At 50.0% G+C, this 25091-nt stretch carries 26 protein-coding genes and 1 tRNA gene; 16 read left to right on the top strand and 11 right to left on the bottom strand.

From position 1 onward, the window contains the following. Positions 1–49: 49 nt before the first annotated feature. Positions 50–808: an enoyl-CoA hydratase/isomerase family protein gene (locus tag ACG2F4_RS01030; RefSeq protein WP_395257396.1), complete on the bottom strand. Its 759-nt coding sequence runs from the start codon at positions 806–808 to the stop codon at positions 50–52. Positions 809–948: 140 nt separating this feature from the next. Between ACG2F4_RS01030 and ACG2F4_RS01025 the strand changes: the two genes are divergently transcribed. Beyond that, the gene (locus ACG2F4_RS01025) at positions 949–1602 is read left to right on the top strand and encodes a phosphoadenylyl-sulfate reductase (RefSeq protein ID WP_395257394.1); all 654 of its coding nucleotides are present in this window, start codon (positions 949–951) and stop codon (positions 1600–1602) included. A gap of 90 nt (positions 1603–1692) precedes the next feature. Here ACG2F4_RS01025 and cutA read toward each other — a convergent pair whose 3' ends face one another. Next, positions 1693–2058 (bottom strand): divalent-cation tolerance protein CutA, encoded by a 366-nt coding sequence (cutA, locus tag ACG2F4_RS01020; RefSeq protein ID WP_395257392.1) that lies wholly within the window; start codon positions 2056–2058, stop codon positions 1693–1695. Between the two features lie 191 nt (positions 2059–2249). Between cutA and ACG2F4_RS01015 the strand changes: the two genes are divergently transcribed. The 5 genes from ACG2F4_RS01015 (at position 2250) to ACG2F4_RS00995 (ending at position 7140) form a co-directional block, all read left to right on the top strand. Beyond that, positions 2250–2332 (top strand) — tRNA-Leu (locus ACG2F4_RS01015). Positions 2333–2397: 65 nt separating this feature from the next. Further along, positions 2398–3744: a trigger factor gene (gene tig / locus ACG2F4_RS01010; RefSeq protein ID WP_395257390.1), complete on the top strand. Its 1347-nt coding sequence runs from the start codon at positions 2398–2400 to the stop codon at positions 3742–3744. A gap of 36 nt (positions 3745–3780) precedes the next feature. Next, positions 3781–4410, top strand: coding sequence for an ATP-dependent Clp endopeptidase proteolytic subunit ClpP (gene clpP / locus ACG2F4_RS01005; RefSeq protein ID WP_395257693.1), 630 nt, complete (start codon positions 3781–3783; stop codon positions 4408–4410). A gap of 15 nt (positions 4411–4425) precedes the next feature. Beyond that, entirely contained in the window at positions 4426–5679 is a 1254-nt protein-coding gene (clpX, locus tag ACG2F4_RS01000; protein ID WP_395257388.1) for an ATP-dependent Clp protease ATP-binding subunit ClpX, read from the top strand. 159 nt (positions 5680–5838) lie between these two features. Next, a complete protein-coding gene (locus ACG2F4_RS00995; protein ID WP_395257386.1) occupies positions 5839–7140 on the top strand; it encodes a sensor histidine kinase in 1302 nt (433 codons plus the stop codon). A gap of 217 nt (positions 7141–7357) precedes the next feature. On the opposite strand, the gene ACG2F4_RS00990 is transcribed toward ACG2F4_RS00995, so the two are convergent. The 6 genes from ACG2F4_RS00990 to ACG2F4_RS00965 form a co-directional block, all read right to left on the bottom strand. Then, a complete protein-coding gene (locus ACG2F4_RS00990; RefSeq protein WP_395257384.1) occupies positions 7358–7933 on the bottom strand; it encodes a sigma-70 family RNA polymerase sigma factor in 576 nt (191 codons plus the stop codon). A gap of 247 nt (positions 7934–8180) precedes the next feature. Further along, entirely contained in the window at positions 8181–8912 is a 732-nt protein-coding gene (locus ACG2F4_RS00985; RefSeq protein ID WP_395257382.1) for a CPBP family intramembrane glutamic endopeptidase, read from the bottom strand. Next, positions 8909–10081, bottom strand: a complete 1173-nt coding sequence (locus ACG2F4_RS00980) for a LysM peptidoglycan-binding domain-containing protein (protein ID WP_395257380.1) — start codon at positions 10079–10081, stop codon at positions 8909–8911. The genes ACG2F4_RS00985 and ACG2F4_RS00980 overlap by 4 nt, the downstream gene beginning before the upstream one ends. A 12-nt stretch (positions 10082–10093) precedes the next feature. Then, positions 10094–10441: a hypothetical protein gene (locus tag ACG2F4_RS00975; RefSeq protein ID WP_395257378.1), complete on the bottom strand. Its 348-nt coding sequence runs from the start codon at positions 10439–10441 to the stop codon at positions 10094–10096. A gap of 343 nt (positions 10442–10784) precedes the next feature. Beyond that, positions 10785–11288, bottom strand: a complete 504-nt coding sequence (locus ACG2F4_RS00970; RefSeq protein ID WP_395257376.1) for a SixA phosphatase family protein — start codon at positions 11286–11288, stop codon at positions 10785–10787. A gap of 88 nt (positions 11289–11376) precedes the next feature. Next, entirely contained in the window at positions 11377–12675 is a 1299-nt protein-coding gene (locus tag ACG2F4_RS00965; protein ID WP_395257374.1) for an MATE family efflux transporter, read from the bottom strand. A gap of 357 nt (positions 12676–13032) precedes the next feature. Between ACG2F4_RS00965 and ACG2F4_RS00960 the strand changes: the two genes are divergently transcribed. The 8 genes from ACG2F4_RS00960 (at position 13033) to ACG2F4_RS00925 (ending at position 18429) form a co-directional block, all read left to right on the top strand. Further along, positions 13033–13509 (top strand): hypothetical protein, encoded by a 477-nt coding sequence (locus ACG2F4_RS00960; protein WP_395257372.1) that lies wholly within the window; start codon positions 13033–13035, stop codon positions 13507–13509. Positions 13510–13515: 6 nt separating this feature from the next. After that, a complete protein-coding gene (locus tag ACG2F4_RS00955; protein ID WP_395257370.1) occupies positions 13516–14379 on the top strand; it encodes a hypothetical protein in 864 nt (287 codons plus the stop codon). Positions 14380–14493: 114 nt separating this feature from the next. After that, positions 14494–15042, top strand: coding sequence for a 16S rRNA (guanine(966)-N(2))-methyltransferase RsmD (rsmD, locus tag ACG2F4_RS00950; RefSeq protein WP_395257368.1), 549 nt, complete (start codon positions 14494–14496; stop codon positions 15040–15042). Positions 15043–15127: 85 nt separating this feature from the next. Then, complete coding sequence (coaD, locus tag ACG2F4_RS00945; RefSeq protein WP_395257366.1) at positions 15128–15628, top strand: pantetheine-phosphate adenylyltransferase; 501 nt, start codon at positions 15128–15130, stop codon at positions 15626–15628. A gap of 241 nt (positions 15629–15869) precedes the next feature. After that, positions 15870–17063 carry a pyridoxal phosphate-dependent aminotransferase gene (locus ACG2F4_RS00940; RefSeq protein ID WP_395257364.1) on the top strand — a complete coding sequence of 398 codons (1194 nt, stop codon included), beginning with the start codon at positions 15870–15872 and terminating at the stop codon, positions 17061–17063. A 100-nt stretch (positions 17064–17163) separates the two neighbouring features. Next, positions 17164–17436 (top strand): FmdB family zinc ribbon protein, encoded by a 273-nt coding sequence (locus tag ACG2F4_RS00935; RefSeq protein ID WP_395257362.1) that lies wholly within the window; start codon positions 17164–17166, stop codon positions 17434–17436. 20 nt (positions 17437–17456) lie between these two features. Continuing rightward, entirely contained in the window at positions 17457–18065 is a 609-nt protein-coding gene (locus ACG2F4_RS00930; RefSeq protein WP_395257360.1) for a GbsR/MarR family transcriptional regulator, read from the top strand. Continuing rightward, positions 18055–18429, top strand: a complete 375-nt coding sequence (locus ACG2F4_RS00925; RefSeq protein ID WP_395257358.1) for a YraN family protein — start codon at positions 18055–18057, stop codon at positions 18427–18429. Before ACG2F4_RS00930 ends, ACG2F4_RS00925 begins: the two co-directional genes overlap by 11 nt. Positions 18430–18503: 74 nt before the next feature. Here the strand turns inward: ACG2F4_RS00925 and ACG2F4_RS00920 are convergent, their stop codons facing one another. Continuing rightward, positions 18504–19430 carry a bile acid:sodium symporter family protein gene (locus ACG2F4_RS00920; protein ID WP_395257356.1) on the bottom strand — a complete coding sequence of 309 codons (927 nt, stop codon included), beginning with the start codon at positions 19428–19430 and terminating at the stop codon, positions 18504–18506. A 313-nt stretch (positions 19431–19743) separates the two neighbouring features. Here ACG2F4_RS00920 and ACG2F4_RS00915 point away from each other — a divergent pair, with 313 nt between their 5' ends. Both ACG2F4_RS00915 and ACG2F4_RS00910 read left to right on the top strand, forming a co-directional pair. Next, the gene (locus tag ACG2F4_RS00915; RefSeq protein ID WP_395257354.1) at positions 19744–20049 is read left to right on the top strand and encodes a septum formation initiator family protein; all 306 of its coding nucleotides are present in this window, start codon (positions 19744–19746) and stop codon (positions 20047–20049) included. Between the two features lie 83 nt (positions 20050–20132). Then, entirely contained in the window at positions 20133–22937 is a 2805-nt protein-coding gene (locus ACG2F4_RS00910) for a putative LPS assembly protein LptD (protein WP_395257352.1), read from the top strand. Between the two features lie 160 nt (positions 22938–23097). Here ACG2F4_RS00910 and ACG2F4_RS00905 read toward each other — a convergent pair whose 3' ends face one another. Further along, positions 23098–23694: a riboflavin synthase gene (locus tag ACG2F4_RS00905; protein ID WP_395257350.1), complete on the bottom strand. Its 597-nt coding sequence runs from the start codon at positions 23692–23694 to the stop codon at positions 23098–23100. Between the two features lie 84 nt (positions 23695–23778). Beyond that, positions 23779–24909 carry a bifunctional diaminohydroxyphosphoribosylaminopyrimidine deaminase/5-amino-6-(5-phosphoribosylamino)uracil reductase RibD gene (gene ribD / locus ACG2F4_RS00900; RefSeq protein ID WP_395257348.1) on the bottom strand — a complete coding sequence of 377 codons (1131 nt, stop codon included), beginning with the start codon at positions 24907–24909 and terminating at the stop codon, positions 23779–23781. Positions 24910–25091 lie beyond the last annotated feature (182 nt).

The following is a 25091-nucleotide window of genomic DNA, read 5'->3' as shown; positions in this document are numbered from 1 at the left end:
AACTGTCTTAGAGACCTCCAAGGTTTCCAAAACCTTGGAGGTCTTTTTCCTAGTCTTTTTTATTCAAAAACTTTTCTACACGCGTATGGTGACGCTCATCTTCCCAAAGCCGGGCAAACGGCTGTATTTCCTGCTCGATGGCTTTCCATCGAGCTTCGGAGAAAGCAAGGGCCCCCTGTTTTAGCGTTTTTATGTAATCGCGATCATTTTTACACATTTCTTTCGCCCAGTCATACGTCTTTTCTGTCCGTTCGTCGGGAGGGCAAAGGCGGTCAATCAAGCCGTAATTCAACGCTTTTCCCGCATCGATTTCTGCTGTTTCGGCCAGCCAGCGCAGGGCTGTTGAACGTCCGACTTTTTCCACCAGTCGCGTAAGTCCGCCCCAGCCGGGCGGCAGGTAGAATTTTCCCTGGCTAAAATGGAATGTGGCATCAGCGGAGGCGATCCGGAAGTCAAAAGCGAGCATAAGCTCCCACCCGCCGCCGTAGGTTGAACCATTGATGGAAGCGATGGTCCAGCAGGGCAGCCGTTCGATCCGTTTGAGTATGGCCCCCATGCGGCGCGCCATCTGTTCGGCTTCATCTGCTGATTTGATCCCGTGAAATTCCTTGAGATCTCCTCCCGAAACAAAGAGATCCCTGCCGGCCCCGGTAAGGACAAATGCACGCATCCGACTGTTTTCAAGATGATCTAACACCCTTTCGAGCTCGTCCATAAGCTCAAAATTGATGGCATTCATCGCCTTGGGGCGCTGAATGGTGGCCGTTAGAATGTGCTCATAAGCTGTTACATCCAAAGTAGTCGACATCAGGCTATCTTGGTTTATGAAGTTTCATAAATGATTTTGGGTTAAGTTAGGGATCATGTAAGTTGAGTTTGGAAATTTTGTTGAAAATTATTTAAATCAGAAGTCAAAGGCCTAAATTCTCAATTCCAACGGTTATACAATTGGTTGTAGATAAAGCGAAGATCAACCGCACATTGTCACCCAAACTTGTGGATGCGCGGGTTGCCCAGGTGTTTAACACATTTAAAAAAGTGCTGGTAACCTCCTCTTTTGGAACGACGTCAGCGGTATTGCTGCATATTTTAAGCCGCGTAAAACCGGGATACCCTATCTACTTTATTGATACCGGGTACCACTTCCAGGAAACGCTGGAGTATAAAGAGCGGCTTACCCAGCTGCTCGACCTGAATGTGGTGGACCTCCATCCGGACTCCTCCAAGCATCAGTTGACAAGGGAAAAGCAGCTTTGGGCAAGTGATCCGGACGAGTGCTGCAGGATAAACAAGCTCGAGCCGCTGCAGGACCTGAAGCAACAGTTTTCAATCTGGATGTCGGGTCTTATCGGGTACCAGAACCGGTACCGCAGCAACCTTGATATCGTCATCGAAAAGACCGAGATGCTGCGCTGCTACCCGCTTGTAGACTGGAACAAGAGCATGGTTGATGAATATATGGAGATGTACGGGCTGCCGCGGAATCCGCTGCAGCAGCAGGGCTACTCTTCGGTCGGATGCACGCACTGCACGGTTCCCGCCGAGGGCAGAGACGGACGCTGGTCTGACATGGAAAAGACAGAGTGCGGGCTGCACCGGTAATACCTTGTAATGTGCAGCCACCAACGAGTTAACGCTTTTCCGGGTTTATCCATCGAGGTATTTATCTATACCGTCCCTCATCCGGATGTTTCAGGTCTCTTCCTCCTCGATATCGTAACTGATCGACTGGTCCTGGGTTTCCTTGATAAGCCACCGGAGGTACTCGTCATTGCCCTCCTGCTCGGTGAGAGTCAGAGATACCACGCAGGGACACTCGTAGCTGTGCAGTTGTTTAACCCTTTTGGTGAGGGGTTTAACATTGTGGTAAGGGGTCTTGGCTATCAGGATCGCTTCTTTTGCCTCCTCGATATTGCCCTCCCACCGGTAAATGGATTCCATGCCGTCTATAATATTTACGCAGGCTGCCAGTTTCTCTTCGACAAGGGCCCGGCCAATGGTTCGGGCTTCATCTCGGTCTTTGGTGGTAATGTACACCAGGCGCAGGTTGTAAAACATACCGGGTTATTTGAATTGAGGCGATTCGATTCACGGGAAATTACAAAATAGATTGTAATGTCTCATCGCCTTTATTGGTAAATCCGAATGATATAAATAAAGTATGTGTTGAAATGAGATCGAAAAAGTCGTAGTTTTTGTGGCTTTTAGACTACCGCAGAATGTTTAAGCTGTTTTCTGTTTTTAAACATGCGAGAGTGGCGGAATTGGTAGACGCGCTAGATTTAGGATCTAGTGCCTTTTTGGCGTGGGGGTTCGAGTCCCCCCTCTCGTACTCTCGTCTGCCGTGAATGCATCAACAAAAATTAAGTAAGTAGAAAATACGAGGAGTAAATTTAAGTGGATATTTCAGTAGAAGATATAACTTCCGTTGACAAGCAGGTGAAAATTTCTGCCACACGAGAAGACCTGGCCCCCAAATTTAATGAAGCCTACAAGAAGTACCAGGGCCAGATTAACATGCCCGGCTTCCGCCCCGGCAAAGTGCCGATCCAGCTCATTAAAAAGCGCTTTGGCGATGAAATTGAGGAGGAGGAGATCGGCAAATATGTACAGGAAATTTTTGAGAATGAAGTTGTGCCCGAATACGAGCCTGTCGGCGAAAGCCAGATGGTAGAGATGAGCTGGGAAAATGATGAGCTGGAAGCGGTGTTTAAAATTGGTGCGCGACCTGAATTTGAACTTGCCGACTTAAGTAAGATCAAGGTCGACAAGATGGTCCATGATGTAACGGATGAGGAAGTCCGGGAAGAGGTAGAGCACCAGCTTCAGCAGCAGGGCGACTGGGAACCGCTCGACGAGGGCGAAGAGGTTACCGAAACCTGCCGTGTGTCTGTGGAGGCTATTCCTGTTGATGAAGATGGAAACCCGGACGAGGAGAATAAGGCCAACGAAGTCATTGACCTGAACCAGGAGGAATCGGAGCAGTTCAGGGAAGACCTGCTGGGACATACGGTTGGCGACGAAGTGGATGTCGAAATAGGACATGGCGACCATTCGCATCATTTCATATTGAAAATTCTGGAGATCGAAAAGCCGAACAAGGCCCGCCTCACCGACGAGTTTGCCAAGCAGCAGACCAACGAAGAGGCCAAGAACGTGGATGAGTACAAGAGCCTGATTAAAAGCCAGATTCAGGATTATTATGATCAAAGCGCCGATGATCTGTTCAAGCGCGACTTGGTGGATGCAATGGTGGAAGCGCACGAATTTCAAGTACCCGAAGTGTTTATCGAGCAGTTTAAGAATCAATATGTGGAACGCGTAAAACAGCAAAACCAGGGACAGCTGCCGCCCGACTTTGACCCCGAGGAGTACAAGGAGGGGCTGGGAGACCGTGCCGAGCGGGATGCCAAGTGGTTTTTTATCAATGAAAAGCTGCAAGAAAAATTTGATGATATTGAGATAAAACCCGATGATATAGATGAGCATCTCTCTGCACAGGCGGCCCAGTACGGTATCTCTGTCGACCAGATGAGGAACATGTTTGCTCAGAATCCGCAACAGCTCGAAAATCTCCGGAATAGTATCAGGGAAAACAAGGTTTTTGACAGACTCAGTGAAGAAATCGAGGTTGAAGAGATCTCCAAAGAGGAGTATCAGGAAGCATACGATGAAAAGATGAAGGCTGCCGAACAGGCCGAAGATGAAGCAGAACAGGAAAACTCTTCCAATATTGTTAGTTAAGCTATGAACAAACAACCACTTTTTGAGTTACCCGAAATGGGCGATACGCAACGAATTCAAAACAACAATTTAGTCCCGATGGTCGTAGAAACGACCAACCGGGGAGAGCGGGCTTATGATATCTACTCCCGTCTGCTCAAAGACCGGATTATTATTCTGGGAACCCCGGTCAACGACGCCGTAGCCAGCTCCATTGTAGCCCAGATGCTGTATCTGCAGGCCGAAGATCCCGAAAAGGATATTAATTTGTATATTAACAGTCCGGGCGGTGTTGTATCATCCGGTTTCGCCATTTACGATACCATGCAGTATGTAAGTTGTGATGTGGCCACTACCTGCGTGGGTATGGCGGCATCGATGGGTGCGGTGTTGCTTGCTGCCGGTCAAAAAGGCAAGCGCAACATCCTGCCAAACGCCCGGGTTATGATCCACCAGCCACTCGGCGGGGTGCAGGGGCAGGCCAGCGACATCGAAATCGAGGCCCAGGAGATTATCCGTATCAAAAAGCTTATCAGTGAAATTCTGGCCGACCACAGCGGCAGGGATCCGGAAGAAGTAATGGAGGATACCGACCGCAACAAGTGGATGAGTGCCCAGGAAGCCGTAGATTACGGGCTGATAGATAACGTAATGAAGAACGAGAAGAAGAAGGAATCCTCTTCGTAAGATCACCGCAATATTATGAGTGATAAGAAAAACAAGACCATACATTGCTCCTTTTGTGACCGCTCCAGCCACGAGGTAAACAGCATGGTGGCCGGTCCGAATGACGTGTATATCTGCGATCGCTGTGTGGCTGATGCCTCGGGCATCGTCAAAAGTGATCTTGCTTCCATGTCAAAAAAACGGGAGCATAACTTCAAGCCGATCCTGAAACCGGCCGAGATCAAGGCACGGCTCGACGACTATGTAATCGGGCAGGAACAGGCCAAGAAAACTCTGTCGGTGGCTGTCTATAATCACTATAAGCGCATCGGGGGGGAGCTCTCGGGAGATATAGACGATACTCTTGTGGAAAAGAGCAATATCATGCTGCTGGGACCCACCGGTTGCGGAAAGACGCTGCTGGCACGCACACTGGCCAATGTCATTGACGTACCGTTTACCATCGCCGATGCCACCGTGCTCACCGAAGCGGGATATGTGGGCGAAGATGTGGAGAGCATCCTTTCCAGCCTGCTGCAGTCGGCTGATTATGATGTGGAGCGTGCGCGGCGCGGAATTGTCTATATCGACGAGGTGGACAAAGTGGCCCGGAAAAGCGATAATCCTTCCATCACGCGGGATGTATCCGGGGAAGGCGTACAGCAGGCCCTGTTGAAAATCCTGGAGGGAACGGTGGCGAATGTACCGCCCAAAGGCGGGCGCAAGCACCCGGAGCAGAGTTTTATCCAGATTGATACCTCCAATATCCTGTTTATTTGCGGCGGGGCGTTCAGCGGACTCGAAGAAATTATTGCCCGCCGGCTGTCGGTCAGCTCCATGGGCTTCCATTCGGAAGAGCAGATCAAGTATGACAAGGAGGATCCCGATATTTTTACCCACGTGGAACCGGAGGATCTCCAGAACTATGGCCTCATCCCCGAGCTTATCGGACGACTGCCGGTAATTGCGGGATTGCACCAGCTTTCGAAGGATGCGATGATCGAAATTTTGCAGCGTCCCAAAAACGCCCTGGTCAAACAGTACAAAAAATTGTTCAACTTTGAAGGGGTTGAACTTATCTTTGAGGAGGAGGCGCTGGAAGAGATTGTCAAGAAAGCACTCCGCCGCAAGACGGGGGCAAGAGGGCTTCGGTCAATCATGGAGGAGTCGATGCTCGATATCATGTTTACGCTGCCGTCCATGAAAAATGTGGAGCGTTGCGTGGTCACGCGCGAGACGATCCAAAACAATGCTCCGCCTGTTTACGAAAAGCGCAAAGCATCTGCATGACAGGCCGTTGATTATGTATTGTAATTCAGGCATCATCCGTATCGGGTGGTGCCTTTTTTATTGTCAAGCCCATGAATTACCGGTCCGGCGCTTTTATATTGCATGTTATGGAATAATTCCGATCTTCAGGGCAGTACCGCTAATAGTTGAAATCCCAGGATGAAGCAATTTCTCACGTCAAATAGAATCAACATCGTTTTGATCGGGCTGCTTATCTGTCTTGGCCTTGGATCTTTTGCCTATAACCAATACCTGGTTAACCGGGTATTGCAGCAGGAGCGGCTGAGTGTTGAGCTCTGGGCGCGTGCTATTGAGTATACCGGCCGACCGGTGCACAGCGAGATCAGCCAAAATTTGTTGACTGTCATGAATGAGCTCCAGCGATACGCGGCTGTTCCCGACAGTATCATTGCGCTGGTTGAGGAGGCCGAGGCTGACCGAACATCCCAAAATTTCGTCGCTTCGGAGCTGATTATTAAAGATCGGTTTAAAATTCCTTCGATTATTGTGGATGAACGGGGTGAAATTATTTTTAATCGCAATGTGGACGAATCTAACCTGAACGAGGATCTCATTGACCGGTTTAAGGCGATGAACGATCCTATTGAGGTAAAAGTGGGAGACAACACCTATTCGCAAACGCAGTATGTGTACTACGGGGAAAGTCCCACCGTGCAGATGCTGCGCTACTTTCCATATATCCAGTTTACCCTGTTGGCCCTCCTGCTTGGAATCGCCTACGTGAGCTACCGAACGATTACACGGGCAGAGCAGTCTAATTTATGGGTGGGGATGACAAAAGAGGCTGCCCATCAGCTGGGCACGCCGCTTTCAAGCCTGTACGGCTGGGTGGAACTGCTCAGGGATGAGAAAGCGGGCGACGATTTTACGGAGCGGATATGCAACGAGCTTGAGAAAGATATTTCCAGATTGCGGGGGGTGGCTGAGCGGTTTAACAAAATCGGGTCGGAGCCGGAGTTGAAGTCGCAGCGTATCGGTCCCTTGCTGGATCAGGTGATCGACTATATGGAGCAGCGGCTGCCCCAGCTGGGCAAGCAGGTGGAGGTGAGCCGCGATTTTGACCACAACCTGCGAGCCAGGGTTAATACCGAACTATTCCAATGGGCGGTGGAAAACCTGCTCAAAAATGCCATGGATGCCATAAAAATCAGCGGAGAACCCGCCTATGTGAAAGTGACAACGAAGCGTATTGAAAACGACCTGATGATAGATATCGAGGACTCCGGCGTGGGTATTGAAAAATCATATCACCAGCAGATATTCAAACCGGGGTACAGCACCAAAAAACGGGGCTGGGGATTAGGGCTGAGCCTGACCAACCGGATTATTGAAAATTATCACAAGGGCAAGCTGTTTGTGCTTGAATCAGAAGAGGGCAAGGGAACAACCATCCGGATTGTATTAAAACTGGATTTGGAAGAGGATCAAAAAACGCAGTGATACCCGCCGGCCACCGAGTTATTGAGTAATGACACAGATAAGTTTACTGCTGGTGTAGTGGCGAACCGTGGATTTTGGCAGATGGACGAAATGCGGACACCACCGATCGATCATTTGAAAGGGTTGTTTGAAAAACTATTCTGTGGTTAATCCGCAGTATCCGGCCTCATCTGCGTTCCAGTGTCCCGTAAACCCGACTGGTTATGGATGACTGGTACTAGTCAGGCTGGTAGCCACGTTTTTGTGCGTAATCCATCAGTTCTGCTTTCAGCAGGTTTCGCCCGCGATGCAGGCGGGAACGGATGGTGCCGATCGGGACATCAAGCATATTTGCAATCTCCTCGTAGGTAAACCCTTCTACGTCACAAAGGAGTACAACAGTCCGAAAATCTTCCGGAAGCTCTTCCAGGGCATTGGAGATGTCGTCATCGATCAGCTCGCGGAACATCCGGTCTTCAAGGTCGGAGGTGTCGGTACGTTCAGCGCGAATGGTTTCGTAGAAGGTCGCAACTTCGTCGTAATCAACCTGGTTGGGTTGTTTGGACTGCTTGCGATAGTTGTTGATATAGGAGTTTTTCAGGATGCGGAACAACCAGGCCTTGGCGTTGGTCCCTTTCTCATAACTGCTGAAAAAACGGAACGCCTTGACAATCGTATCCTGCACGAGATCCTCAGCATCATTGGGATCCGAGGTTAATCGGAGCGCAAAATTGTACAGCGCATCCAGGTGAGGAATAATTTCCTCCTCAAAATCTTCCTGTTTTTGTACTTCTTCTTTGGTTAATTCGGCCATCCCGAACTGGCACCTTTGTTGAAAATTAAATGTATCTCTTCGAACCAGCTATATAAATATATCGATTAATTATCGAAAGTACCTGAAATCATTTGATTCTACGTGTCGTTCAATGTTGAATTATGAGTATATCAATAATCTGTTTAAAACTTAAATAGATTGTATTGATATAAGCAGTAATTCTTTTCTAACAACCCTGAAAATAATCCGCTGATGTAAAGAGGGAATGAAGTTGCCGATGGCCTGTCTACATGAATGCCACGACCATGATGTCGTAAATGGCATGGGTCCATGCGGCAAGGCCAAACCCTCTCCATACGTAGATTCCGTTCAGTGCCAGGCCGAAGAGAAAGCGAAACAGGAAGGAGCCAAAGGTGAACGGGTCGCCGAGCACCCCGATGTAATGAACTGCACTGAAAATAGCGGCTGCCAGCAGTACGGCGGAGGTAACCGCCATCCACTTTTTACTGAAAAGATATTTGAAGACAAATATAAGGGCGGAAACCAGGATAACACGGAAAAAAAGCTCCTCATACAGACCTGCACCAAGGGAAAGGGCAAGCTGCTGCAGCGTGGTAAGTGATTCCATCGGCTGCACCTGTACGACTTGCAGAAGCGCGTCAAGAGTTTGCGAGATCAGCAGGGCCAGCAGGTAGGCATAGACGGTTGCCTCTGCGATCATTAAAAAGAAATAGGAGATGTTGAGAGTACGCAGCTTGCTGCGGTCGCGGTACAGGATATACATACCCAGCAGCGCAACGAATATGAGCGTGATGGAAAGTACATCCTGTCCAAAGTTCGAGAACAGCGATTTAATCCACACATCCACCGAAATACGAACCACCTGGGAGGAGTCTGGCTGGGATATAAAAATGAGCACCTCGTACAGCAATAGCAGCGGAAGGCTGATCAGGTAACTGTAGAGCAGGGTGTTGGTATTCCTGAAATAGGTTTTAAGTGACGAAAAATGGTGGCTCATTGATCCTGAAACATATTGACAGTAGCATTGCCTGATGTGTTAAGCTCCAGCGCCTGAAGGGCCGCGTGCGAGAGCCTGAGCCCTTCTCCGGAGAACCGGTCGTTGATGCGCACGTAGATTCCTTTGCTGTTACCGGGGTTTTGTACGAATATCACATTCCCGAGTGCAATATTGGAATGGGCAGCGGTCAACTCGTCGGGGTTGTAGAGTTCGCCGCTGGTGGTTGTGGTCCCGATTTGATTTTCACTGTAGACACTTACCAGGGTCTGTCCCAGATTCTTCAGGTTTGACTTGACGGTATAGGGGTTAGGATGCGACCGGGAAGGAGGCAGTAACACGGTGACTTGCTGCCCGCTTTGGATGGAAGAGATATCTGGATTGAGGGCCCGAAATTCGGGTTCTGTCATGTCAAACCGGTTCAGCAACGACTGAAGAGTGCTCCCGCTTTCAACCGTATGGACTACAAACGCCCCTTGCGGAGTCGAGTTTTCGATGTTTTCTGCCACGGAGGGAGCGGCCTGCCCCACTTTTCGAACGGTAAGCTGTTGGCCTACCCGGATGGTATTGGAGGTGAGATCGTTCAGTGATTTTAGCTCATCAATGGTCATGTTGTGTTCTCTGGCAATCTTGTACAATGAATCTCCACTTTTGACCGTATAGTAGGTGTTGCTGCTGGCCGGGGTGTTGACCACCAGTGAACGGCCGGCGGTGTCGGGAAGGGCACCCGATGGGCTTTCAGAAGGATAGATGGTGAGCTCACGGCCAATTTCAAGATCGTTCCCGGAGAGGTCATTCCAGCGTTTTAATTCCGGTATGGTGACCTGGTACTGTTTGGAAATTGAAAAAAGAGTTTCGCGCGGCTGTACCTCGTGCGTGATGGTGTCGGTCGGCGGTTCGCCGGAAGGTTGCCCCACCACCAGCGTTTGTCCTACACGGAGCTCATCGTTCTGAAGATCGTTCCACTCCCGGAGCTGCTGCACACTCACATCATATTGTTTGGAGATGTTGAAAAGCGTTTCCCCGGCCCTGACCGTATGGGTCTGCTGCACTTGGGCCTGCGCCGCGGAGTGCCATCCCAGCAGCAAAACCAGGATCAATCCCGCCTTGAACAGGGTGTGGATAGAATGGCCAATACGATTCATCTGCTTACTGCCATAATTATTTTTCATAGTCATCGTCGTTCAATCATTACGCAATTCCATGTTTAGTTCGGCAAGCGCCTCTTTTAACTCAGAAACGGTACGCTCTTTCGCATTATTGGATGAGGCGATCTCAATCCCTTCAGTATAGGTGATTTGGGCCTGTTGGTTCAAACCTAACAGCTCATACGTTTTACCAAGGTGGTAATAGACGCCTACATATTCGGGATCATTGTTGCGGATCGATTCAAAAAGAACCCGCGCTTTGTCATATTGGTCCCTTTTGTTGAATTCCAGGGCCAGAGCGAATTTCGAAAAAGAATCGTCGGGATCCTTCTTAATATTTTGTGCCAGCGTTTTAAGCCGGGCATTATCTCGATCTTCTGCCATCACTAGATTATGAGTGCACCCATTTTATTATGTTAAACACTATTCGAAAATAAGGAAAATATGTGAACCTGAAACCTCGGTTGACAGGAAGCAGGAACTGCCAATTTACAGGAACCATCTCAAAGCCCCAATTAATGACGTTTATCCCGTATTCCGATAATAGTTGTATTTGTTATTCAACAGTAATTAGGTTTTGGATAGAGTATCGGAAATTTCGGGCGTGAAGCTGAAAAAAACTGTATCCCCACATTACCACTATATTCATGAACCAATACTCTTTAGATAGCCCTCCTGGAGTTGAGGGATTCAGCGAAGCGGGGCTCCTGGGTAGAGAAAAATAAAATCATATCAATTTTTTCAGGAGTTTGGGTATCATTATCCATTTAAGCTGGGGGTGCCCCGGTATGATTTGATCCCACCGGTTGGCCGGCTGTTCAAAGCAGATAAGGGCTGCCGTCGGCACGCGAATATTGGCTTCTCCGCCCAGGCTGCTGGCGATATCCTCCATCTTGGGATTATGCCCCACCAGCATGATGCATTCAATGTTTTTCGGGACCTGTTGAATCGCATCGAGATAATCTCCTGCCGTACCATAGTAAAGATTGTCATTCCAGGTGATGAGATCTTCATCAAGTCCGGCGGCTTCCAGGCAGAGTTGCGTAGTTTCTTTGGCCCGCTCAGCCGGGGAAGAGATCACAAGTCCGGGTAAATACCCGGTTTTTTTGAGAAACCTGCCCATACGGGGCGCATCCTTCTGACCCCGGGCGGCGAGGGGACGGTCAAAATCTTTGAGGTGGGGAATTTCCCATGATGATTTTGCATGCCGGAGAAGAAGTATCTGTTTCATAGCAAGTCTGTTTATTTGGTATATCGGGAGCTTCTCATTTCCAATTCGGAACCGGGAACAGGTCCAAACGTGTGGTACCCGGAGGATTTTATATTTCAGCTAAAATCTTGTTGGGTGCGTACAGGGTAAGTGTAACACCCCGGGCGATCATAAACAAGACCATGGCCAGCCAGATGGCGTGAACGCCAAGATATCCCACGCCCAGGTAGTAGGCTGGGAGAAAAACAGCCAGTGTAGCGATTAACATGGAGTCTCGCATCGGTCCGGTGGCAGTTGCCCCGATAAAAATGCCGTCCCATATATAGCAAAAACTGCTGACCGTGGGTCCCGCAACCGTCCAGAAAAACACGGTGAGTGCCGTATCGATCACCGCCTGTTGATCAGTGAAGAGGGCCAGGAGCGAGGTGTCAAACAGCCAGTAAAAGGCCGATGCCCCTACTCCGATGCCGATTCCCCAGCTAAAGCAGTATTGTACGGCCAGTTTTACCTTTTTACGGTCTCTGGACCCGGTAAACCGACCAACCAGGCTTTCTGCGGCGTAAGCAAACCCATCAACCCCGTAGGAGACGATCATCCAAAGCTGCAGGAGAATACTGTTGGCGGCCAGAATTACGTCTCCGAATTCTGCGGACTTGGCAGTGAAAAAGGAAAAAGTGAAGATAAGGCAGAGCGTGCGGATAAAGATGTCCCGGTTGACGGCAAAAAACTTTTTGATGGCCCCCAGCTCCATCAGTCGTTCGTGGAGATACGCGCTCAGCCAGTCGCGGTATTTCCATACCAGCAGTACGATGGCCAGCGTTATGCCGGCGTAGCGGGCGATCAGCGTGCCGGTGGCAACACCATCCACATGCATTCCCATCCCGTATACAAACAGGAAATCGAGCCCGATATTGAGTCCGTTCAGGAAAACGGTAACGATCATCGGGTAGCGGGCATTCTGCATCCCCAGGAACCACCCGTTGATGGCATAGAGCCCGAGCGTGGCAGGGGCCGCGTAAATACGGATGTCAAAGTAAATTTCAGTATAACGCTCCACCTCTGGAGAAGCCTCCACCAGCCAGAAGCTCAGCTCGGCAATCCAGGTCTGCAGCAGAATGATGAGTACGCTGAACAGTGCGGCGACGGAAAGAGCCCGTGCCAGTATCAGCACGCTTTCAGGGCGATCTTCTTCCCCAAACGCCTGTGCGGTCAGGCCGGTGGTCCCCATGCGCAGGAAGCCGAATCCCCAAAAAAGAAAATTGAAGATCATGCCACCCACCGCGATGGCCCCAAGATAGTACACTTCATCAAGGTGGCCGACAAGAGCGGTGTCTACGACCCCAAGCAGGGGGACCGATAGATTGCTGATGATATTTGGTATTGCCAGGTTTAGTATCTTGCGGTTCAACGGGGATGCTGTATTGCTGAATACTTCTTGTGGATAATGAAAGGCGGGAAAGTAAAAAATTATATACCATTTTAGGAGAAATATCGGAATTTCCTTACTTCTGTCAGATAGTCGGCAGAGGTGAGCCACCATCCGGGCAACAGCCACCCGCCACCGAAAAATTCCCTTTGTTATTTTGATTGACAACGGTGATATTCCGAAGAGTCAGGGACAGGTGCCGAAATCTTCTGAAAAGGGTGCAGAAGTTAAACTTTGTTTTCCACAGTTGCTTTTGCCAGTTAGAGTTGCATATCATGAGGACGGCATGTATTTTCAAAGTCAATTTTCTGAAACCACGTTTAAGGAATACAGCATAAGATGAATATTGAACAGCGCAATCAACTGTTAAGTATTATTTTAGGGATCATCATTCTTGTTTTGGGGTATTTTCTCTACCACGCCATTGTTGATCCCTACGAGGAAGTTCTTGAACGCGAACAGATGACGGAACGGGTTCGTCACCGGATGTCGAATGTGAGGGATGCCCTTCAACAGTATAAAAACACGAGGGGAGATTTTCCTCCCACTCAGGGCGGGCTTGACAGCCTGGTTCAGTTCCTGAAAACAGATTCCCTGATGGTTGCTGAAGGCGACTCGCTTTTCACGGAGCTGCCTCCAAGTACCTACGATCCGGATTCTATTATTTACTCTCCGCGTTCACCGGAAAAGCGTTTCGAGTACACACTCAACGATACGCTTCGTCCCCAAATTTACCTGCTGGAAGATCCGGATACGGATGACAGAATCGGTTCTCTTGAGCAGACGACGCTGTTGAACGCAGCTTCCTGGGAATGATCAAGGATGACACCACCGAATCCAAGCCTTGGGCTCTGTTTTTTTGACAATCAGCTCTTTTATGCCGTAAGTAAACCGAAAAAACAGGCGACACTTGCGCGGATTGGATCGGTGGATTTTAATTTTGATCTGCCGGGAGCCCTCCTGGAGGGGCATCAGCACAACTTCCGGGGCGTTAAAAACACCGTTGTCCGTTTGAAAGAGGAGTTCGGCATTAATCATATTCGTGTGCTCTCGTTTCCCACCCAGGAATGCTGGACAACCTTCCCAAAAGTGGTCTATGACAAGCCCGATGAACGGGAGGACCATATCAACATCCTTATGCAGGGTATCGACCGAAGCCAAATTGAGCCCACGTGGTATAATCTCAGTAACCAGAAGTTCAAGTTTTTGCTGTTGAGGAATCGGGAAAAGCTGGGAGGACTTCAGAAGCTGGCATCCAGCGCCTCTACAACCGATTTGATCAGCGATTTTGAGATCGGGAGCCGCTGGAGCAGGCACAGCGAAGTGAAAGGCTCGTACATGACCATCGGCTGTTTCCACAATGCCATTGCCGTCAGTTCATTTGTGTTGGGAAAGCTCCGGGGGGCTACCTACCTGAAGTTTGATGAGCCTGAAGACCTGCCGTACCTTTGGCTGCAAAATGCCAGGCAACTCAACTGGATGACGGGATTGCACGAGCAGGTATATGTATATGGCGTGAAGGCCTTTCGCATTATAGATATTTTACAGCCGTTCTGGGATGATGAGGCTTCAGAGATCATAAAGATGGATTCTCTCCAAAAGATGGAAGTTGAGGCTGAAGAAACCTCATACGGCTTTAGCCTGGCATGTGCCTTCCCGGCGATTATGCTGGCACTGGAGGAGTAAATTCCGCCCTGTCCGGCACGAAAATAAATAAACGGGGAGTGACGCAGGGAGTAAAATTTTCTATTTTATATTATCTCTGAATACAGCAGCTTTTGTTAAACCGTTGAATGGATTATGCGAATTATTACCGGTACGCTGAAAGGAAGAAAAATTAATATTCCCAAAACGCTGAAGGTGCGTCCTACCTCTGATCGTACCAAGGAGGGGCTCTTTTCTGTGATCGAGGCGCGCCGGTATATCCGCGATGCCAATGTGTTGGATCTTTTTGCAGGCTCCGGGAACCTCGGGGTTGAAGCGATCTCGCGCGGGGCCTCCAGGGTGCTGTTTGTAGATAACGATCACTTTAACATTCGCCATATTGAAGAGCTCGGCCGGGAGTTTGATATTGAGGATCAAATTCGCACAGCGGTAGCGGATGTGGCCGACTTTCTGGATGGCCCGCCCCTGCCTTACGACATTATTTTTTCGGATCCTCCCTACGAATATCCCCGCATGGAGCAAATGATTGAGACAATCCTGGAAAAGGGATGGCTGAATGACCGCGGCTGGTTTGTACTGGAACACGACAAGCGCCACGATTTTATAGAGCACCCCAATTGCTTTTTTTCGAAAGCCTACGGCAGAACCATCGTAAGTATATTTTTGCAGGAGGAGCCGGAATAAGCGATTATTGCCACTGTGGAGTTCCGCCGCTTCCGCAGTATGTTGCGCTTTGCACACTGACTAATTGTTAATCAAATTGCCGCCTATGAAAACTCTGGCACTCTACCCCGGCTCATTCGATCCCATCACCTATGGTCATCTCGATATTCTGGAGCGGGCTACCGAACTGTTTGATACCATCATTGTGACCATTGCTGTAAATAACCGCAAGAGCACCGTATTTTCCGGCGACCAGCGGGAAGCCCTGATCCGCAAATGCCTGGAAGGCAAGGAGTGGGCCGGGCATGTGCAGGTTGAGCAGTTTACCGGCCTGCTGGTCGACTTTGCACGGGAAAAGGGTGCGCAGACACTGGTCAGGGGGGTACGACAGATATCCGATTTTGAGTATGAGTTCCGCATGGCGCTCACCAACCGCCGCCTGGCTCCCGATGTGGATACCGTTTTCCTGATGCCCAACGAACAGTTGACCTTCATTTCCGCCTCGCTCGTAAAAGAGGTGGCCTACTGGGATGGAGATCTCTCATCTTTTGTGCCAGAGCATGTGGCAAAGGCGCTTCGAGACTATTATAAAGATAACGAGCAATGAGAACGTATTTCGTATTTTGTATTGCGTACTGCGTATTTGGATGAGGCGCTGTTTATCACCCAGAAAAATAGTAGGAAATATACAGTATGCTCCTGGATAACTAGCTGCTGGTGCAACACATTTCCGGCTCATTGAAAATTGGTATCTGTTATTTCCCAAATCTATAGAAATCCAACCCATCTTTTGCTATTTTCAGCGGTCATTGTCGACATTTATTTGTTAAATCCCAATACATTCACTTATGATATCAAAACGAGCACAAGAACTGTCACCTTCAGAAACGCTGAAAATTTCCGCCCGTGCCAAAGAGCTGAAGCGCGAGGGACGTTCCATCGTTTCTCTCAGCGCGGGAGAGCCCGATTTTCAAACCCCGAAACATATCTGTAATGCTGCCATCAAGGCGATTAACGATGGCTTTCACGGGTATACCATGAACACCGGGACCCCCGAACTCCGGGAAGCGATTGCGGGCAAGCTGAAGCGAGATAACGGGCTGGATTTCGATCCCTCACAGGTAATCGTCAGCAACGGTGCCAAGCAGTCGCTGGGATTTAGCATGCTGGCGCTTATCGATCCCGGTGACGAAGTGATTATACCGGCTCCCTACTGGGTGTCATATCCACAGATGGTCAAATTGGCCGAAGGTACAAGCGTGACCGTGCGCACCGCTTTTGAAAACGACTATAAAATGACGCCAGTGCAGCTCGAAGAGGCGATCACCGATAAAACCAAGGCGCTTATCCTCTGTTCACCCTCCAATCCCACCGGCACCCGCTACACCGCCGATGAACTGCGCGGTCTCGCGGACGTACTGGTCAACCATCCCGGCGTGGTCATTATTTCGGATGAAATTTATGAATATATCAACTACGAGGGAGATCATGACGGCATCCTGCAGGTTGCACCCGAACTGAAGGACCGGACACTCGTCATCAATGGTTTCTCCAAGGGATTTGCCATGACCGGCTGGCGGCTGGGATATATGGCCGGACCGGAAGAGGTGGTTAATGCCGTATCCAAGATTCAGAGCCAGGAAACGTCGGCTCCCTCCGCCATCTCGCAGAAAGCGGGTGAAGCGGCGTACACCGGCTCCCTTGAAGAGGTACACAAGATGCGTGACCAGTTTGAAAAGCGCAGGAATTACATCGTGGATGTACTCTCGGCGATCGATGGCGTAAAGTGCTTTAAGCCGGCCGGGGCGTTTTACGTGTTCCCGGACGTTTCGGAACATCTCGGGAAGACCGGTGCGGACGGGAACAGAATCGAGACGACGACGGACCTCTGCCTCTACCTGCTGGACGGAGTGGGACTTGCGGCGGTGCCCGGCGACGCCTTTGGTGAACCCAACGGCATCCGGCTGAGTTATGCGTCTGCCATGGAGGAGCTGGAAGAGGGTGTGCGGCGGCTTGAAAAAGGACTGAGCGAACTTTCCTGACCTGAAATGGTGTTGTAACACTGAATTTTTGTACAAAAAGGTGATTTTGGCACGCTTTATGTTTAGTTAGTGCCCTAAACCCTTAACAAATTGAATAACTATGCCTACATACGAATACAAACGAGAAGACGGATCCACCTTTGAAGTTACCCAGGGGATCAACGATGACCCGCTGGAAAAATGCCCCGAAACCGGTCAAAAAGTAAAGCGTTTGATCACCGGTGGAGGAGGCGTGGTGTATAAGGGTGACGGCTTTTACATCACCGATTACAAGAGAAAAGAGCAGAAAAACGGCAATGGATCGGCCGGAAACGGAGCAGCTGCATCTGCATCCGAATCGAAGACTGAATCTTCCACTTCCGAAAGCAGCTAACCAGCACAGGATAATCCGCCGTGAGTCAACAAACCCGCTCAGAACAGCACAAGCAGGCGTTAGAGCAATTTGTGTTGCTTTGGGGAGAAATGGCGTCGGCGTGGGGAATCAACAAGACGATGGCCCAGATTCATGCGCTCCTGTACGCCGAGGCCGACCCGCTGGATACCGACACGATTATGGAGCAGCTGGATATCAGCCGGGGAAATGCCAACATGAACCTGCGTAACCTGCTGAATTGGCAGCTCATCCACAAAGTCCATTTCAAGGGCAAACGTAAGGACTATTACACGGCGGAAAAGGATGTCTGGAATATCGTATCCACCATTGTTCGCGAGCGGCAGCAGCGGGAGGTGGCCCCGATCCGGCAAAACCTGCAGGAATGCCTGGAGGTGTTTGAAGCCGAAGGCGGTGCCCAGACAGAAGAGGAACAGGAGTTCAGGGAGCGGATCGAAAATTTTATGACTTTCCTGGAGATGTTTGAACGCTTTACGTCCGCCCTCCTGCCCTACATCAACAAAAACAACCTGAAATTTTTAAAGCAACTGGTAAAGCTGGCGGAATTGAAAGAGTCGATGAAAGGAAAACTGCCTGATACCATCAAACTGCCGGTGGACGATGACCAGTAAGCACCCGCGACAGATCGGCGACGAGGGTGAAGACCTGGCGGCTTCCTACCTGGAATCGAAGGAGTACACGGTTCTGGAACGCAACTATTTTTTTAAGCGCGCCGAGGTCGATATCGTAGCCTACGATGAGAAGCAGATCGTTTTCGTGGAAGTGAAATACCGATCGGATACCACCTTCGGAGAACCTGAGGACGCTATTTCGGAGCAGAAAAAGCAGAATATTTTCAAGGCGGCCGAAGCCTGGCTCTACGAGAGAAAGATGGATGGAGCACCGGTCCGTTTTGACGTCATATCAATTGTACAAAAGGAGAATGAAGCTCCCCGTTTCAAACATTTTGAGAACGCCTTCTGGATGACCAATTAACCAATTAAGTGTAGCCCTTCATGCATGACAAGGCTGATTGTGAATTAGTTACTCCAAAGCCGGGTCCTGATTTTTTATGCATTGCTGAATACCCGCTGTAGGGTTGATTTGCCCACAGACCAGTACCACCCGAGGGCAAGGCCGGTAACAATATGCCAGATGCCCCACCACGCCGCCACCAGGGCCATGCCACCCAGGCCATCAAAAAAGTTAAAAATAAGCAGTAGACCCAGTCCGGAGTTCTGAATACCGGTTTCAATGGCGATCGATTTGCGATCGGACCTTGACAAGTCAAAAATTGATGCCAGCCCGTAGCCGCCGGTCAGGGCAAAGGCGTTGTGGAAAAAGACGAGTCCGATAACAAGGTGCACGTAGTTGATAAAATTATCGTAATTCATGGCAAAAGCCACAAGCACAAAGGCAGAGAAAAAGAGAATGCCGAAACCCTTGATCCAGCTCGATATCTTCGTAGCCCACGGCTCCCTGAAGTGCCGTACCGTCATGCCCAGCAACAACGGTATCCCCAAAATTAACCCGATAATTTTAAAGACTTCCCAGAGGTTGATATGGATCTCTTTGAGCATAACACCAGTGGGCTCATAAAAGCTGGCCCACAAGGTAAAGTTGAATGGTGTTATCAGGATGGCCCCGAGCGTGGCAATGGCGGTCATCGTCACTGAAAGTGCGGCATTGCCGTTGGCGAGCAGGGAGAAAAAGTTGGAAATGTTGCCGCCCGGACACGTAGCAACCATAAACATGCCAAGCGCCATGCTGGGATGAGGTTCAAAAAAAAGAACCAGAAGAAAGGTGAGCACCGGCAATATAATAAACTGGGAAAAGACACCGACAAGCGTGGATTTGGGCTCGTTAGCCAATCGCCTGAAGTCGTCGACAGTCAGCTCCAGCGCCACTCCGAACATGATGAACGCCAGGGAAATATTCATGGCCAGCAACCCGCCGTCCCCCAAATTTAGCTGCAGGGCGTCAATAGATTCATTCATGGCGTAGATCCGTTCGAAAAACTACTGTTTCTTAGATTAAATGATCCTGATACAGAACCCTACGGTGCCGAAGGATACAAAACTTTTTGGGGATTTCGGCAACCGATGTGCGGCAAACCGGGAAGCCGAAATAGTAATTTTTTGCAGCAACACCCGGCAGACAGAAAGCCGATGCTTTAGGGGTGGCAAGAGATGTCATACAGGATCGCATAATTTTAATCATTAGCTCAGCTTTAAAATTGCTATTATTACGAAAATTGCACTATTTTGAGGTCCATTACCGATAAATATCAGCTTTTTAGCACCCCATTTGATGAACTGGAAATTGATCAACCCCCTGAACTGGCGCAAGTCTTTTCTTCTCCTGGTCCTGGGAGGGTTTGTATTCGTATGGTTTGCATTTATCGATACTTACAGCCTGCTTACGCGGTACCAGCTGAGTGAACGCAAGGAGGATCTAAAGCTGAAAACCCGGCAACTGGAAGCTGAAACTGTCGAGTTAAAAGACAAGATTGAAGATCTGAAATCAGATTCCGCACTGCTGGAACGGATCGCCCGCGAGAAATACGGAATGCGCAAAGAAGGGGACGTGGTGTACAAGATCCGTGAACAAGAGTAATGCATTCCCCTTTACAACTGTTTGTCTGCCGCTTCTCTTTTCTACTATAATTTATCGTTCTTTTTTGGGTTATTACTCTTCTGATGATAAATGGTATTGCAGCTTCATTTTTTATGGATAATGTGGTGGGTCTACATACGAAGAGTTGCATCGGCGCACTACTGCTGTTGCTCCTGCTGGGTTCTGCTGAAAGATTGTATGCCCAGGTCGATCAGGCTCAGCCCGATACCGTAGAGACAGATACCCTGCAAGACGCTCGCCAGACTCCTGACCTGCAACAGCAGCAGCGCCAACAGATGCAGCGTGCAGGCCAACAGGGGCAGATGGGCGCGGGACCTGGAGGAGGACAGCCCCAGCAGGAGGGGCAAGTCAACTTTTCTGCGCGTGATTCCCTGGTGTTCAACTTTAAAAACCAGCGTAATGCCACGCTCTACGGTCAGTCGAAGGTGACCCACACCTCGGGTGAACTTACAGCGGGAAAAATAACGATGGACCTGAACAGGCATGAGGTCAATGCCAGTACCCAGACCCCGGAAGATTCCCTCTCACAGCCGGTGCTGCAGCGAGAGCAGGAACGCATAAGAAGCAACAGCATCAGTTTTAACTACCAATCGGAGAAAGGGCGGTTCGAAGTTGCGCGTACGAAGATGCAACAGGGAAACCTGATCGGTCAAAGAGTCAAAAATGCCGATCGGCACACCGTCTTCGTGGAAGATGGCATCTACTCCACCTGCACGCTGGATCATCCCCACTATTATATCAAGGCCGACCGGATGAAAGTGGTGGACCGGGATGAAGTGTTCTTTACCCGGGCCCGGCTCTTTATTCTCGATATCCCCTACCCGCTGGTGTTCCCGTTCGGATACCTCCCTCTCAAGGGCATTGACCAGCGGCAGTCGGGTCTCCTGCAGCCCACGTACGCCTTCCAGGAGACCGATTCAAGGGGGCTGGGTCTGCAAAACCTGGGATGGTTTCAGCATTTTAATGAACACCTCGTGGGCCAGGCCTCTGTAGATATTTTTACCTCCGGGACCTTCTTCCTGGATGCCAGCTCCCAGTACAATGTGAGGGATCGGTTTAACGGCAGTGTTCAGGTCGGGTATTCGCGCGAGAACTCCAGCCTCGAGGCCACCGATCCCGGTTTCAATACCACGGTTGCCAAACGGGTGAGCATAAATCACAGCCAGACCATTTCGCCGTATGCCAGCTTTTCGACAAACATAAATTATCGAACCTCAAATTATTTCAAACGCAACTCCTACGATCCCAACGAGCGGGCTCAAACCAGCACCAGTTCCAGCTTAAACTACCGGTACCGCCATCCCGAAAATGCCTATAATTTCAGTATCTCCGCCAATCAAAACCAGAACTTCAGGACCAATACGGTGCGGCTGTCCGGTCCCAAAATGAATTTTAGCCTGGAGCAGTTTTCGCCATTTTCCAGTGGAAATCGAACCGGGGGAGATCCCACCTTCTGGGAACAGCTCAGTATTCGGTATCAAAACCAGTTTGAGTCGGACTACGAGTTTCAGCCCACCCGCGGAGACTCTGCCAGGATCAACTGGCTTGAAGCTCTTTTTGATCCCGCCAAGTACCGGGAAGCCACGGGAAGCGACGAGCATTTTCGCTACGGGTTTGAACAGAATTTGAGTTTCAGCCTCGGTGACCTGTGGCCGGGCAATTTTGTGAATTTAAACCCGAGCCTGAACTACAACGAGTACTGGTTTCCCACCAGCATCCGCAAGACGTTTAATCCCGATTCCAACAGGGTGGAGACGGAAAAGGTGCGGGGGTTTGAATCGGCCCGCGATTTTAATACCGGCCTGAGCATGAACACCACCTTCTACGGGTTGTGGAACCAGAATATCGGCAATATCACGGCCTTCCGGCATACGGTTCGGCCTACGCTTTCCTTTAACTACAGGCCGGATTTCAGCAGCGACTATTGGGGCTATTACCGCGAGGTCCAAACCGATTCGACAGGCAACCGCACGCAGAAATATTCCATTTTTGAGGATGAGGTGTTCAGGGGCCCGGGCAGCGGAGAGTCCCGCTCATTGAGCTTTAGCCTGGACAACGTGTTTGAAGCCAAACAGGTAAAGCGCGATTCGCTCGGGGAGAAAAATGAACGGAACATCAGGCTTGTTGATCAGCTCAACTTTTCAACAAATTACAATTTTGCGGCCGACAGTATAAAGCTCAGTGACCTGAATGCGAATTTTTCAACGTCGGTGGTGGAGGGTGTGAATATCCGCGCCAGTGCGCGGTTTAATTTTTATCAGCGGGATGAAAACGGCCGAAAAATCGACAACTTTTTGTGGGAAAAAGGGAACCGACTTTTGGAACCGACGAACTGGAGCGTCAGTGCCAGCACCTCGTTCGACTGGGGCGGCCGGGGACAGGGCATCCAGATGGGGGAGCCGAGCTATCCCGCGAGCTATGACCCCTTTAACCAGCGGATGTTCCGGGGCTTTGATCCCCGTTTCAACCGGCGCCCGGTGCAGCCGTTGAAATCGCCGCTGAGGGTCTCGTTCAACTTTAGCTATCGCTGGTCGCTTAACCCAAATGGATCTCCCAACACTTCGGCTACGCTTAACGCCAACAACATCCAGTTTCGGTTGACTCCCAAGTGGCAGTTCAGCACACAGCTTGGATATGACTTTATTGACGAAGGGCTCACGCCATCCCGGTTTTCCCTGAGCAGGGATCTGCATTGCTGGAATCTTTCGTTTGAAATGAATCCATTTGGCGATTTCCAGTATTTTTTCTTTCGCCTGAGCGTAGACAGCGGTCAGCTGGCCGGTATTATCCAGAAACTACCGGGACTCAACAACCTGGAACGCAGCTCCTCACCAACCGGCCGCGGCCGCGGCGGTTACGGATTCTGAGGTATTCCGGACTGGATTTCGGATACTGGTTGACCATTATCTCCAAACAATCTTTATTACGAAATATACAATCTCAACCCATAATTTTGTCATAAAACGTTGAAATAGCCCCGCCTGACATCTGACAACCTCTCACGTCTGACGTCTGACGTCTGACATCTCACACCTCACCCTTCACCTCCAAATTTCGCGCCACATATTTCCCCAGCACGTCAAATTCCAGGTTCACCATATCGCCTTCTTCTTTGTTTTGCAGATTGGTGTGTTCCCAGGTGTACGGGATAATGGCGACGGTAAACTGCGGTACGGTCTCCCGCGCAACGGTAAGGCTGATGCCGTCCAGGGCGATGCTCCCGCGCCCGACGATAAGATTTTTATGCTCCCCAGGGTATTCTACAGTGAGCAGGTGGTCGGTGCCTTCCGCCTCGATTGAGGTAATAGTGCCGACACAGTCAACATGCCCCTGTACGATGTGCCCGTCCAGCAGCTTGTCCATCGTCATGGAGCGCTCCAGGTTGACCGTCTCCTGCTCTCTCAAATTGCCCATCGTTGTTTTACGCAGGGTTTCTTCCACGCTCTGTACAGTGAAAGATGTTTCATTACATTTCGTCACGGTATGACACGCCCCGTTGATACTGATACTTTGGTCGATTTTAAGTTCTTCGGAAAATGCTGCTGATATGATAAATTCCTTGCCGCCGTTCAGCTCGGTTATCTGGTTTATCAGCCCGGTCTCTTCGATAATTCCAGTAAACATCTGTTGGTCTGTTGAAATAATTGGGAATGTTCAACCGTAGCTCGTGTACTTTGGTTATAGAACATTCCAGTTAGCATTTGATAATTAAAGATATCCGGTCAGTAGGAGGTCGTCTCCCACCCGCTGCCAGGTTTCCTCCCGGAGTTCAATGATCTCCTTCATCCGATTGATGCCCAGGCCCAGCAAGCTGCGCGTACCGCCGCCCAACAGCTTTGGTGAGATAAAAAGTTCCAGCTTGTCAACCAGCCGCTGCCTGATAAGCGCAGTAGCGAGCGACTGCCCCGCCTCCACCAGGATTGAAGTAATATCCAGCTCTGCGAGCCCCTGCATGGCCGACTCCAGATCGCTGTGCCCCTCAACTTCGGGAACCAGCAGTGTCTGTCCCCGGAAGTAGTTGGACTGCAGCATGTTCAGCATCGGGTCGGCTTTCTCTTCATACTTTTTTCGGTTGTGGGTAATGACGATCGTATTTTCCTCATATTGATCTGTAAACAGGTTGAGATCTTTCGGAAGCTCCAGGGGACCGTCGATTACTATACGGCGCGGCTGCCGCCCCTCCACGTGGCGTACCGTGAGGCGTGGATTGTCAAGCAGGGCCGTATTGCGCCCGACCATCACGGCATCATAATGGCTTCGCCATCGATGCACCTGCTCGCGCGCCGCCTGCCCGGAGATCCATTGGGAATCGCCATCCGGCGCGGCGATATATCCGTCGGCAGTTTGGGCAATTTTAAGTGTAACAAAGGGACGATCATACCGCTGGTAGTGCAGAAAAAATTCATTCAACTGTTCCGCCTCTTCCTTCATCAGGCCAACATCCACGATAATACCGCGATTCCGCAGGTATTTGATACCCTTGCCGTTAACTTTTTGGGTGGGATCCTTCATCGCCACCACCACCCGGCGTATCGGGAGTTCCCCGAGCATCTCGCAGCAGGGGGGCGTCTGCCCGTGATGGGCACAAGGTTCCAGGGTGATATACACGGTAGCCCCCTTCAACAGCGCCTTATCTTTCACTTTTTGTACGGCATTTACTTCGGCATGTGCCTGCCCGTAGCGCTCGTGGTAGCCCTGACTGATTTTTTTTCCCTCTCCGGAAACAATGACGCATCCCACTTTGGGATTGGGAGAGACGTAGCCCGCTCCCCGCTCTGCTATTTCGAGGGCAAGCTTCATCCATTTTCTGTCGGATTCGCTATAGCTTTGTGAACTCAAGGATGTAAGATAGAATTAGAAATTGATGGTCTGCAGGCTGTTAAAAAATCAGTATTTTGACCGATACCATATCAAACAAAACCTCTACGCTTGCCAAAACAGAAGTTTCAGGGTTTTCATTGCCACGATACCGGATAAATAAAAAGGGCAAGAAGATCGCTCCTCTTGCCCGGTGTTTAAAA

Source organism: Halalkalibaculum sp. DA3122, from assembly GCF_043951865.1.
Taxonomy (GTDB): Bacteria; Bacteroidota; Rhodothermia; order Balneolales; family Balneolaceae; genus JAMQKA01.
The sequence above is the reverse complement of the archived record's forward strand: the minus strand, read 5'-3'. Positions and strand labels throughout refer to the sequence as shown.